Source organism: Amycolatopsis nalaikhensis, from assembly GCF_030264295.1.
Classification (GTDB): domain Bacteria; phylum Actinomycetota; class Actinomycetes; order Mycobacteriales; family Pseudonocardiaceae; genus Amycolatopsis; species Amycolatopsis nalaikhensis.
Window position 1 is genome coordinate 893,097 of sequence record NZ_CP127173.1, and the last position, 12,287, is coordinate 905,383.

11 protein-coding genes are annotated in these 12,287 nt (G+C 67.9%); 10 read left to right on the forward strand and 1 reads right to left on the reverse strand.

Annotated elements, in window-relative coordinates:
• Positions 1 to 177 precede the first annotated feature (177 nt).
• The 6 genes from QP939_RS04395 (at position 178) to QP939_RS04420 (ending at position 8,151) form a co-directional block, all read left to right on the forward strand.
• Entirely contained in the window at positions 178 to 1,368 is a 1,191-nt protein-coding gene (locus QP939_RS04395) for an MFS transporter (RefSeq protein WP_014805440.1), read from the forward strand.
• 228 nt (positions 1,369 to 1,596) lie between these two features.
• Entirely contained in the window at positions 1,597 to 2,214 is a 618-nt protein-coding gene (locus QP939_RS04400; protein ID WP_285455243.1) for a hypothetical protein, read from the forward strand.
• Positions 2,215 to 2,226: 12 nt separating this feature from the next.
• Positions 2,227 to 3,732, forward strand: coding sequence for a tyrosine-type recombinase/integrase (locus QP939_RS04405; RefSeq protein ID WP_285455245.1), 1,506 nt, complete (start codon positions 2,227 to 2,229; stop codon positions 3,730 to 3,732).
• Positions 3,732 to 5,498: a hypothetical protein gene (locus QP939_RS04410; RefSeq protein ID WP_285455247.1), complete on the forward strand. Its 1,767-nt coding sequence runs from the start codon at positions 3,732 to 3,734 to the stop codon at positions 5,496 to 5,498. Before QP939_RS04405 ends, QP939_RS04410 begins: the two co-directional genes overlap by 1 nt.
• Positions 5,495 to 7,678, forward strand: a complete 2,184-nt coding sequence (locus tag QP939_RS04415) for a site-specific integrase (RefSeq protein WP_285455249.1) — start codon at positions 5,495 to 5,497, stop codon at positions 7,676 to 7,678. The genes QP939_RS04410 and QP939_RS04415 overlap by 4 nt, the downstream gene beginning before the upstream one ends.
• A gap of 2 nt (positions 7,679 to 7,680) precedes the next feature.
• Positions 7,681 to 8,151 (forward strand): hypothetical protein, encoded by a 471-nt coding sequence (locus tag QP939_RS04420; protein ID WP_285455251.1) that lies wholly within the window; start codon positions 7,681 to 7,683, stop codon positions 8,149 to 8,151.
• Positions 8,152 to 8,318: 167 nt separating this feature from the next.
• On the opposite strand, the gene QP939_RS04425 is transcribed toward QP939_RS04420, so the two are convergent.
• On the reverse strand, positions 8,319 to 9,002 hold the full coding sequence (locus QP939_RS04425) for a TetR family transcriptional regulator (RefSeq protein WP_285455253.1): 684 nt from the start codon (positions 9,000 to 9,002) through the stop codon (positions 8,319 to 8,321).
• 138 nt (positions 9,003 to 9,140) lie between these two features.
• Between QP939_RS04425 and QP939_RS04430 the strand changes: the two genes are divergently transcribed.
• The 4 genes from QP939_RS04430 to QP939_RS04445 all read left to right on the forward strand — a co-directional run bounded on the left by QP939_RS04430 (position 9,141) and on the right by QP939_RS04445 (position 12,217).
• The gene (locus tag QP939_RS04430) at positions 9,141 to 9,419 is read left to right on the forward strand and encodes an MFS transporter (RefSeq protein WP_285455255.1); all 279 of its coding nucleotides are present in this window, start codon (positions 9,141 to 9,143) and stop codon (positions 9,417 to 9,419) included.
• A gap of 58 nt (positions 9,420 to 9,477) precedes the next feature.
• On the forward strand, positions 9,478 to 10,602 hold the full coding sequence (locus QP939_RS04435; protein WP_434219669.1) for an IS701 family transposase: 1,125 nt from the start codon (positions 9,478 to 9,480) through the stop codon (positions 10,600 to 10,602).
• A gap of 211 nt (positions 10,603 to 10,813) precedes the next feature.
• Positions 10,814 to 11,731, forward strand: a complete 918-nt coding sequence (locus QP939_RS04440; protein WP_285455257.1) for an MFS transporter — start codon at positions 10,814 to 10,816, stop codon at positions 11,729 to 11,731.
• Between the two features lie 72 nt (positions 11,732 to 11,803).
• Positions 11,804 to 12,217, forward strand: a complete 414-nt coding sequence (locus QP939_RS04445) for a MerR family transcriptional regulator (RefSeq protein WP_434219630.1) — start codon at positions 11,804 to 11,806, stop codon at positions 12,215 to 12,217.
• Positions 12,218 to 12,287 lie beyond the last annotated feature (70 nt).

The following is a 12,287-nucleotide window of genomic DNA, read 5'->3' on the forward strand; positions in this document are numbered from 1 at the left end:
CGAGTGCGAGGTGTACCGGCGCCCGGACCCGGAGCGCGGATGTGAGATGACCGTCACCAAGGGCGCCGTCCCAGGCCACGGTCGCGACCGCAACCCCACCTGTTGCTGCGGGCACACCATGGAGAAAGTCCGCTGAGCCGCGGCCAGCCAGGACGTGCGGGCACCGGGCTGCGCCAGGTGTTCTCCCATCCTGGTTACCGCCGGTTGTGGGCGGCGCGCACCGCTTCTGCCTGGGGTGACGCGTTCGCCACCGTGGCGTTGGGCCTGCTGGTGTGGGACCGCACCGGCTCCGGGCTCGGTGTGGCCGGGGTGATCGTCGCGGAGATCGTCCCGGTGCTGCTGCTGGCACCGTTCGCTGGGGTGGCAGTCGACTGGTTCTCGCCGGTGCGGGTCATGGTGGTTGCCGACTTGGCGCGCGTGCTGGTGGCTGCGGGGCTACCGCTGGTCGCCGGCTCGGTGCCGGGCATCTACGCGGTGGCGTTCGCCATGTCCGCAGCGTCGGCGTTGTTCAATCCGGCCGCCAGTGCCGCGCTGCCCGCGCTGGTGAACGAGGAGGAGTTGATCGCCGGGAACTCGGGGATCTGGACCGCCGCGGTGCTCTCCCAGATCGTGCTCGCCCCGGCTGCGGGTGCCGTGGTCGCGACCGTCGGCTATGGCCTGGCGTTCTGGGTGAACGCAGCGAGCTTCGCCGTCTCGGCGCTGCTGCTGTCCCGCCTGCACCTGCTGCGCCCGGCAGCCGATGCGGCCCGTGCCGCCTGGTGGCATCAGGCCCGAGACGGCATCAGGGTGCTGGCCGGGCACCGGGTGCTGCGAGCCTTGGCCGCTGGTCAGGCCCTGGCGGCGTTGTCGGCCGGAGCGACCAGTGCCCTGCTGGTTGTGTTGATCCGCGAGCGCCTGGGCAGGGGCCCCGCCGGATACGGAATCGCGCTGGCCTGCATCGGCGTGGGCGCCGCAGCAGGCCCGTTACTGCTGACCCGGCTGATCACCGATCCTCGCAAACCCGCGTTCATTTTCGGACCCTATCTGTTGCGCGCCGCCGTAGATGCCGTCCTTGCGAGTGTCCGCGTCCCGGTGGTGGCGTTGGGCAGCCTGGCCGGCTACGGCGGGGGCACCTCTGCCGGCGCAGTCACCTTCAACTCGCTGCTGCAGGCCGAAACCCCACCCGCCGCACGCGGCCGGGTCTTCGCCGCCTTCGATCTGATCTGGCAACTCGGCCGCCTGGCCTCCCTCGGGCTGGGTGGGTGGCTGGCTGATGCGGCAGGGATCACCGCCGTCTACGCCGCAGGGGCTGCACTGCTCGTCGCTGCCGCTCTGATCGGCCGAGCCGGTCTGACCGACCATCGCCACCACCAAGAGAAGAGGCGCTGACGCGAGGACTTCGGCGCCGGCGACGACGCTCGGCCACTGGCATCAGTCCGACGAACAGAGCTCCCGACTCCGCAGCGATCACCAGGGGCCGGCTGGAAAATCGCCATTCACACCAGGCCCGCCCTTGGAGAATCCCGAGGTAGGTTCCACCGAGGCGCCGCCGCCCTGCGACACCGTTCCTTCTGCGACAGCTTGACTGTTTACATAACGGTCGCCGGGATCTACCGGATGCTCACCGACCCCAACGCCCGGCCCGACACAATCGCACCCGACTACTCCAACCTGGTCGTCGTCATCGCACAGACCGGAGACGAATGGAGCACCACAGGCAAGCTCGTCGAGCGGCACATCCTCCCGTTGCTCCGCAAGCACAACGTGCGCCTGGTCGAGGTAGCCCGCAAGGGACCGACCAAAAAGGACGGTGTCGCGGTCCTGCAGGACACGCGCCAACCGTACCGGCTGCACCTGGAGGGCGCCTACAAGCTCTCCCACGAAAACCGGGCAACCGGAACGATGCCCCAGCTCGGTGGCGTCCGGAAATGCAGCCAAAAAGCCAAGGGCTGGCCCCAGGATGCCTGGCGTGCCAAGGAATTCGGCGACCAACAGTACATCCACGCGATCGGGTTCAACGTCAACGAGTACACCAGAATCACACGCGACTCGGCGTACTCCATGGGCGGCCAACGCATTCCCACCTACCCGATCCACGAGTGGGGATGGAGCAGGCAGGACTGCATCGACTACCTGTACCGCGAACTCGGCGTGGTGTGGCCAAAAAGTTGCTGCCGCCACTGTCTTCTCTCCGCTTTGAAGTCGTGTCTCGATAGGACGTCGCGCCGACGGTGACCAGCTACAACTGTGTTGCACTCCCGCCTGTCTCGAATGTATGTACGAGCCGTGGAGTTGATCTTTTTCTCGTCCGGTGGGTGGGAGTCGTGGGATGTCCAGCGGCGTCCGTTCATCCCGGACGGCATGCCGGTCCTCGTCGACGATGATCTGGCGTTTGAGGATGTGTCCGGCCTGCGGCCGGCGACGGTGGTGAACCGGTGGCTGCGTGAGTTGCCGTCGAGCGGTTGCTCGGCGCCGTCCTCGTGGGAGTCGTACGCGCGGGTCCTGCGGTCGTGGATGGAGTTCATCGTCGACTTCGGCGTGACTCTGTTCGACGAGCGGCGCCCGCTCAAGGACGCGTTGAGCGCCTACGCGGTGCACCGGGCGTGCGGCCCGATTGAGGCCCGGTTCGAGGTGACGACCTGGGATCGGCACGTCAGTGTCCTGTCCTCGTTCTACCGGTGGGCGGTCGCCCAAGGGCACGCCCAGGCTGAGCCGTTCACCTACGCGCAGGCCAGGACCCTCTACGGCGATCAGGTCCGGGACCGCCAGATCAACCTGGCGGTCCGTCGCCGCCCCAAAGCACACGTGACGATCAAGTACCTGGAGCGGGACTTCGAGGCGCTGTTCCTCAAGGCACTAGCGGGGTTGACGCCAGACGGTGCGGAGGACACCGGCTATCGCGGCCGGGAGCTCGCACGTAACGCGGCGATCGGCCGCCTGGGCCTGGCGACGGGGTTGCGCCGCCAGGAGTTCACCTACCTGCTGGTGCCAGAGATCCCCGCGCTGCCACCGAAACCGTCAGCCTTGCCGATCCCGTTCCGGGTACCGGCCGGGGTGACCAAGGGCCGCAAGTACCGCACGACCTGGATCACCTACCAGGCGCTGGTCGAGGTGCACCACTATCTCGACCTGACTCGCCCGCTCGCGGTCGAGGGTTCGCCGTGGCGGCCACCGGCGAAGGCCGGTGAGCCGTTGCTGGTCACCGAGGTCGACCCGACCGGCGGCCGGGTGAACGGCAAGCGGGTGCGGTGGGTGGCGCTGCGCCCAACCGAACGCCTGCGCCTGGTCGCGCCGAACGGCGGATCGATGCTGGTCGCGGTGCGCGGCGACGGTGGCCCGTTCACCGCGTGGGCGACAGTGTTCGAGCGGGCCTCCGACCGCATCCGGGACCGGTTCGACCCCCGGTTTCCCAACGTCAACCCGCACCGGCTGCGTCACACGTTCGCGATCCGGACGCTGGAGATGCTGGTCGAGGGCTACTACGCCCAGGCCGCCAAGCTGGTCAAGGACACCGACGCCGACGCCGCGCTGGCGTTGTATCTGTCCAAAGCGGACCCGTTGATGGTGTTGCGGGACTTGCTCGGTCACTCCTCGGTGCTGACCACGGAAGCGTATCTGCGTCGACTCGACATGACCCGGATCTACCGCAACGCCTACGAGCGAGCCGGCCAGACGCACGGGCTCGCGGACATCGCCGCAGCCGAACGCGAGGCCGACGACGAGTTCTCCGATGAGTTCGAGGAAGCCATCTGATGCCCGCAGAACTGATCGACGAGCCCTTGGGCATCGAGTTCGTGTCCACCGCACGGCGCACCACCGCGACGGTGTACATCGGGAAGACCTGCAATCCGCAGCTAGCCCGCGAGATGCTGATCGGTCTGTGCAACCTGGTCCATCCTCACGGACCGATCGACGAGCTGAAGACCTTCCAGCAGTACGTCACCGCGATCCGCCGGTTCGTGGCCGAGTTGGCCGAACGCGGCCACACCGGCGGGGCGGCCGACCTGTCTCGGGCGAGGCTGGCCGAGTACTGGATGAGCGCCGGCAACGCCCGCGAGTACAAGACCCGTCGCATGGTGGCTGCGCTGGACCGAGAAACGTTCGTGCTGAGGCCGGACGTGCGTGCCCTGGTCGGCGGGCGCCACTTCAACCCGCAGCGCCGTCGGGACAAGCGCCCTTCGGTGCCCTACACCGAAGGCGAGTGGCAGCGGTTGCAGCAGGTGTGCCGCGCGATCATCCGCGCCACGTTCGCCGAGCACCACGCGGCACTGGCGGCGGCCGAGCGTGGCCGTGATCCGCGTGAGCACGGCTGGTCGTTCGACAACCTGTGCTGGCTGCTCGGCCAGCACGGACCGGTGACGTGGACCGCGTTCGACCGGGAACACGGCTCCGCGGCGGGCAAGGCGTGTATCGAGTTGCTGCCCAGGGCGTGCACAGCGTTGTTCGTCGACACCAACGTCGCGTTGGCGTATCGGCTGCTGCTGGGCACCTACATCGGGGTCGTCCCGGACGGCATCGAAGCTCTCGGCGTCGAGGACCTGGACTGGGCCGGTGATGCCACGATCCTGCTGGGCTACCTCAAGGGCCGCACCACCACCGAGAGCGTGACCCTCAACCGTCGGTCCGTGCGGCTGGTGGAGCAGTGGCTGGAGCACTCGGCGCCCACCCGGAACCTGGCCCCGCCGGAGACACGGGCGAAGCTGTGGACCCGATACGTTCCGGGCCGCTACGACGACGTCGCCACCGTGCCATTCACGTCCGGGCAGGTCACGGAGTGGGCGGAACGCGGCCATCCGGCGGTGACCGAGGCCGGTCTCGCGCTGGCTGCGGACGACGGCAGCCCGCTGCGGATCGACCGGCGCCGTATCCGCGCGACCTTCACCTCGCTGCGGGACCGCAAGTCCTGGTTCGGCAGCACCCGTTCCACCGTGGACCCCAACCACACGCCGGCGGTCGAGGGCGACAACTACCTCACCGCGACCACCCCGGCGCAGCGCGACGCGGTCGAGACGATCATCGAGAACAGCCAGGCGGACCTGCTGCGCAAGGCTCAGCCGCCGATCGTGCTGAGCACCGAGTCCACCGTGGAACTCGTCGAGCGGTTCCCGGACACGATCCGTGCGATGGGGCTGCACGACACGACGGTCACCGAGCTGGTCAACACCGCGAACCGGGACGTGTTTGTCGCGGCGTGCGCCGACCAGTTGTCCGGCCTGCACGGTCCGGTTGGCAAACCGTGCCCGGCCCGGCCGTGGGTATGTCTGCTCTGCCCGCTGGCGATCTTCACGCCCCGGCATGCGGTGAACCTGTTGCGCATGCAGGCGTTCTTCGCCCGCCAGTGGCAGCAACTGCCCTCCGCGCAGTTCATGGTGCTCTTCGGCCCCTACGCCCAGCGCATCGACGCCATCCTCGCCGCCTTCCGCGACCGTGACCCGGCGTTGCTTGTCCGGGCGGCCCGCGACGTCGCGGACATCGACGCTGAACTACCCCTGCTCCCGGAGGAACGCACCACATCATGACCTCACCCGTCACCGCCGCCAACCAGATCATCAGCAGGTCCCCGTTCGCGGGCATGGATCTGTGTCGCGAGATCGGCATCACCGTCGCCCCCGGCGCGGCAGGACCGAACTTCGACCAGGATGTCTGGGACTTCAACCCGGTCACCGACCTGGCCGCCTACATGGCACGCTCGCACAAGCGCTGGAACCTCGCCGCGATCCGCAATCCGCTGTGGAGGGTCGTCGCCAAGGAGTACCTGGTCGCGCTGATGGTTCCCACTCACGAGGTGGTGCGGAACCTGCCGAGCGCTTTCCGTGTCGCCCGCACGGTCGCGGCCTGCGTGAACAAGCACTACGAGCTGATCCGGTGGCTGAACTGGCTCACCGACGACGGCGTCACGGAGCTCGCGCGGGTCGACGATCACCTCTGCGACTCCTACATCGCCTACCGCCGCACTGGCCATGACAAGGACGGCGCGATCATTGAGAAACGCGGAGCGGTCAACGGCGCGGCCCAGGTCGTGGCCGGTCTCGCCCAGTATCGCGACCTGTTCACCACCGACCGCTACGCAGCCGGTTTCCGGCCGTTCGGTGGCCGGGCGGCTGTTGCCGTCGCTGGCCTGAAGACACCGACCGAGAACAGCACGCCCCCGGTGCCGACCGAGGTTCTCCAACCGATTCTGGCCGCGGCGCTCTACGTCGTCGACACGCTCGGCTTACACGTGGTGTCGCTGACGCGCCGCGTCAAGGCGGAGCGCGAACGGGTCAACCGACTGCCCGAGCCACGCAGTCCGGGATGGGGCGTGCTGCTGCACGCCATCAACCGGCGTGTGGCCGAGGGCAGGCCGTTCAACCGTGTTCCGTCGCGCATCGAGCCGATCACGAGGTACGCCGTCGACGAGTCCGACCCGCTGTGGAGCATCTCGTTGCGCGATGTCGCGGCCGAGGCCGGGTTCAGCACCTTCCGCAGCGAGTGGCTGGCGGTCCTGCGGCCCGCGCTGGAGCGGGCCGTGGCCCAGGTGGGGATCGACGAACCTATCGGCCGGAACGCCGCGCTCGTCGCGAGAGCCGACGGCGAAGCTGAGGTGCCCTGGACGCTGCCGTTGTCCGAGCGCCACGCCCGCGTCCTGCCCGACGTCGTGCGCACGGCCTGCCTGCTGGTGGTCGCCGCCGCGACGGGCATGCGTTCCAGCGAACTGTTCGAGCTCGCATTGGGATGCCGGCTCCCGCCCGAGCGCAAGGCTCCTGGCCGGGTCCGCTACCGGCTGGCCGGGAAGGTGATCAAGCACCGTGGTCACGGCGGCGAGGCCGACGAGTGGGTGGTCGTCGGGGAGGTTCATCGTGCTGTCGCGCTTGCCGAGCAGCTGCTGGGCGCCGACGCCGAGCCTGGCACGTTGCTGTTCGGCCGGACGGTGTTCAAGAACACCTACGGGACGTTCCGGAAATGGGTGAACGGCCCGTCGGGGCAGCGCCTCGGGCTCGCCCCGATCCCCGAGGCGCCGGTGGAGTTGCGGATGCTGCGCCGCACCCTCGCGATCGAGCTCGCGTATCGGCCGGGTGGGCTGCTGGCGGCGAAGGTGGCGTTGAAGCACATCAGTGTGGTCACCACTGAGGGCTACGCCGGGCGGCCCGGCGGTGCCCAGGCAAAGTTCCTCGCCGAGGTTGGTGCCGAGGAACAGAAACGCAACCTCGGGCTGATTCTCGACGAGATCGACAACTACCAGCGTGGTGTCCGGCCCTCGGGACCGCACGCCGATGATCTGATCGAGTTCTTCGACGCCGTCGACGGCAAACTCACCGACGAGCAACGCGCGGCACCGAAGATCATCCTCAACGACCAGGAACTCCGCCGAATGCTGGCCAAGCGCGCCAAGACCCTGCACCTAGGCGTGGCGAACTACTGCTGGTTCACCGACCCCGGCAAAGCGCTGTGCCTGCGGCTGGCCGGCACCCCGACCGCGGACCGGCCGCTGATCGGCATGTGTGACTCGGCCCGATGCCCGCAAGCCACGCACCACCCCTGCCACCGGCCCGTGTGGGAACAGGCAGTCCAGAGCTCAACGGTATTCCTCGGCAACCTCGGTCGCTCCCAGAAGACCGAGCGCGCTCGGCTGGAAGCGCAACGAGACCGCGCGCAGAAAGTCCTCGCGGACATCGACGCCGCGAGCACTCCGGCGGACGCCGACGAGGAGGCGAACTGACCTTGGGGCGACTCAACGACCACACCCGCGCGCAGAAAGAAGCGACGATCCGCGCCGCGATCGACCGGCTGCTACGCGGAGAGATCCCACCCGGCGGCAAATGCGACGTCAAAACCCTCGCGAACACCAGCGGAGTCACCCGCGCCGCGCTCTACACCACCTATCTCCACCTGAAAGAGGAGTTCGAGCGCCGCCGCGCCCAACTCCGCGACGCCGGTGTCATCACCGATCCGCGAGACGCCCAGATCGACCGGTTGAAGGAACAAGTCCGCCAGCTCAAGGAACGATTGGCGACCAAGGAACAGGACAACGCCGACCTCACGGCGTTGCGCACTCAAGCCCTCTCGCGGCTAGCCGCTCAGCATGAGGAGATCACCCGGCTTCGTAACGCAGTGGCCGACGCGAGCAACATCCGCGACCTGTCGGCCGCCCGTGGTCACAGAGTCTGGGCTCCGGCGCCGGACGACTCGTGAACCGCGATGCCGCCTGACCGTCCGTACCCGAACCCCTTCCCTGAGCGGACTCACCGCCCACCAGACAGCACGCAAGGCGCAGGCGCAAGGGCAGTCACGCCGAGCGACTGAACGCAACCAGACCGGTCGAGCGTCGCGCGGTTGATCACCGCGTACAGGCTGAGCGTTCAGGGTGCGGTGAGGGTGAGACTGTCGGGGATGGCGTGGAAGGCGTCTTCGACACGGCGGATCAGCTCAGTGCTTCCGCCAGGGCCTTTCCAGTGTCCGAGCTTCTCGCGAGGGCCTTGTGGTCCGTCGTAGCCGCGGCCGGAGACCCAGTTCTTGGCGGCGCAGCGCCAGGCGGCCAGGGACAGCTCGCCCAGCAGACGCAGTCGCACGTCGTCACGGCTGTCGAGCCCGAGTTTGGTTTCCAGCTCGTTGACCAGCCTGGTCTGGACGGTGATCGATCGCAGCAGGCTGCGGTCCCACAACGCCGGGGTGCGGGCTATGAGACCGCGGGTCGCGAGGAATCGCCGGTCCCAGTCGTCGCCGAGGCCTCTGATCGCCGCTACAAGGGTTTCGCGCAGGAAGTCGAGTACCGGGCCGTGGAGTTCGCGGCCTGCGACCTCGGCGACGTAGGCGTCCCACAGCTCCAGCTCGGCGGCCATGGCGACATCCTCTTTGGACTCGTACATGCGGAAGAAGGTGCGCTTGGAGACCTCCACGGCGTCGACCAGCTGGTCGAGGGTCGTCTCCTGAAAGCCTCGTTCGAGGAACAGTCGCAGGGCGGTGTCGGCCAATGCCCTGCGTGTGCGCAGCTTCTTGCGCTCCCGCAGCGGCAGGGTGCGCTCGGCCGGCGTCGACGTCGTCATCCATCCAGTCTAGCGCCCCTGCGCAGCCATTGCCCCTCGACAGCTAGTGCCACTGGAACTACTCTGCCACTGAGTGGCACTTCGTAGATGGGGGTGGAGATGCAGTTGAACGCGCGGGGGCACACGGGCAGCCGGGCCGTGCTGCTGGTCCTGTTGGCCGCGTCGACGCTGGGGGTGATGGGTGGCGCAGTGATCGTGCCGGTGCTCGAACTCATCCGCGGAGATTTAGGGGTAAGCGGCACCCTGGCCGGGTTCATCCTGACCGCGCACGGGTTGGCCATCGCTGTGTCGAGCCCGGTGTTCGGACGGGCCATCGACCGGTGGGGTATCCGGCGCCCGATGATCGGTGGGTTAGTCGTCTACGCGCTCGGCGGTGGTGCCGGGTTAGTACTGCAACGACACTTCGTGATGGATTGATCCGCGTGTCGGTTAGGCTCTGGTTCGTTGGTCGTGTAGTTGATCTTGTGTGCTGGAGATGGTGACGGACTGGTCGGCGCGTTTCGCTGCGTTCGCGGGGCGGTTCGCGACGCGGTTTTCCCGGGTGGAGCCCCGGCGGCAAATGGTGTCCTACCTGCGGGGCCTGCTGGCGGAAGCCGAGCGCAAGAACGGCTGGACCCTGGCCGAGATGGCGGGCGAGGCGGGTCCGCAGGGCATGCAGCGGCTGCTGAACTTCTACGCCTGGGACGCCGAGGGCATGCGTGATGACGTGCGTGATGCGGTGGTCGACGTGCTCGGGGACGCCGAACGCGGCGTGTTGATCGCCGATGAGACCGGATTCGTGAAGAAGGGCACGAAATCCGCCGGCGTGGCGCGCCAGTATTCGGGCACGGCCGGGCGAGTCGAGAATTCGCAGATCGGCGTGTTCTTGGCGTACGCCTCGGATCGGGGACGAGCTTTGATCGATCGCGAGTTGTACCTGCCGAAAGAGTGGATCGCGGATCGGGGCCGGTGCGCTGCGGCCGGCATTCCCGACGACGTCGGATTCGCGACCAAGCCCGAGTTGGCACAACTGATGGTGGAACGCGCGCTCGCCGCGAGAATCCCGTTTGCGTGGTTCACCGCTGATGAAGCCTACGGGCAGGTCGGGCGGCTGCGGCTCTGGCTGGAAGAACACGATATCGCACATGTACTCGCCGTACCCAAGTCCCAAATGGTGATTTCCATGGATCTGCGGCAACGACGCGCCCGCGCCGTCATCGCGGAGGTCGAACCGGCCGCCTGGCAACGTCTGTCCTGCGGCGATGGAGCGCACGGGCAACGGATCTACGATTGGGCGGTGGTCGACATCCGGCCTCTACGCCGACAAGAAGTCGGCCACTGGCTGCTGGCCCGCCGCTCTGTCAGCGATCCCACCGATATCGCCTATTACATTTGCTTCGGCCCCGCCGGCACCGACATCCGCGAACTGGTGCGCGTCGCCGGAAGCCGCTGGGCAATCGAAGAAAGTTTCCAAACCGCGAAAAACGAAACAGGACTCGACCACTACCAGGTCCGCCGATACGAAGCATGGTATCGGCATATCACTCTCTCCATGGCGGCAGCGGCGTTTCTCGTCCTCACTCGAGACGCCGCGAAAAAAGGGGATCCACACCCGGCCTGATACCGCTCACCTCCAACGAAATTCGCAGACTGCTCAACCGCGTCACCGCACCGATCCGCCGCACAAGCCAGCATGCGATGCACTGGTCACGATGGCGACGAGCCAGCCAAGCCCGGGCGCGTGCCAGCCACTACCGACGACGCGGCCATCACGAAGTGTCGTTGCAGTATTAGTTGTCACTTCCTACCCGACGCTGATTGTCAGCCGGCTGGTGTTCGGGGTCGGTGCGGCGGCGGTGTTCACGGGCACCACCGTCGCCATGCTCGCCTTCTACCGTGGAGCGGAGCGCGACCGGGTGATGGGCTGGCGCTCGACGGCGACCAGCGTGGGCGGCCTGGTCTGGCCCTTGCTGGGCGGAGTGCTCGGCGGGCTGACCTGGCACGCCACATTCGCGGTCTACCTGATCGGCCTTCCGCTCGCGCTGCTGGCGGTGTGGTCGCTGCCGGACACGACCGAGCGGCCACGGGATGCCCAGGCGGCCGGGATGATCGGGATGTTGCGCCGACGGCCGGCGCTGCTGGGCTGGTACGGCTTGTGGATCGTGATCGCGGTGCAGATGTACGTGCTGGCCATCTTCTTGCCGCAGCGGCTGGCGCAGATCGGGATCCGGGCGCCGGTGCTGGTGTCGCTCTACGCGGTGGTGGGCGCGGCGATCACCACCAGCCTGGTCGGCCTGGTCTACGGCCGGCTGCGGGCGCGGCTGAGCTACGCGGCGCTGCTGCGTACCGCCCTGACCACCGCGCTGGCCGGGTTCCTGATCTACGCCACCGTCACCCAGCCGGTCGTCCTGCTGCTGGCGCCCGCACTGTTCGGCATCGGCAACGGGATCCTGTTCCCGGTAGCGACCGTCTTGGTCGACCAGGCGGCCGGCGCCGACTACCGCAGCCGCGCCGCCTCGCTGTCGGGCACCGCGATCTTCGCCGGCCAATTCCTTTCACCGCTGCTGTTCGGCCCCCTGATCGAGGCGACCTCGACCACCACCGGCTTCCTGGTGGCCGGCGCGGTATCGGCGATCCTGCTGGCAGTCGTACTCGCCCGGCGGATCGGCGCGGACACCGAGGACGACGCAGGCCACCGCGGCGAAGCTCAGCAGGACGCCGAGGTGGGAGTGTCTCGGGACACCACCTAGCCACAGGCCTCGACACCTGGACCAGCGGACCGCATCAGTACGGTGGGGTGTCATCGACGAAAGGGGCGCGGCGTGGGCGAGCAGATGCAGATCGGTGAGGTGGCCGAGCGCACCGGGCTGTCGCTGCGCACCATCCGCTACTACGAAGAAGTCGGCCTAGTCGTGCCCAGCGCACGCAGCCAAGGCGGGTTCCGCCTCTACATCGAACCCGATGTTGAGCGGCTGCTGCTGATCAAGCGCATGAAACCGCTCGGGTTCCAATTGGACGAGATGCGTGAACTGCTGGCCATCCTCGACCCGCTGCCGGACGACGCACCGCTGGACGACCCGGCCGCACGGCTGAAGCAGTACAGCGCCACGGCCGAACAAGCATGCGAGGAACTGCGGGCCAAGCTGCGGGTCGCCGAGGAGTTCGCCGCGCTACTGCACACCCAGCTCATCACCCATCGACGGCAGACCGGCTCGGCCCTGCCGCAGTCTCCCTAAACCGCTCGGCCGCACCCGCGACCGGTCCATGATCGTGATCTCGACCTCACTTCACGGTAGCGGTGACACA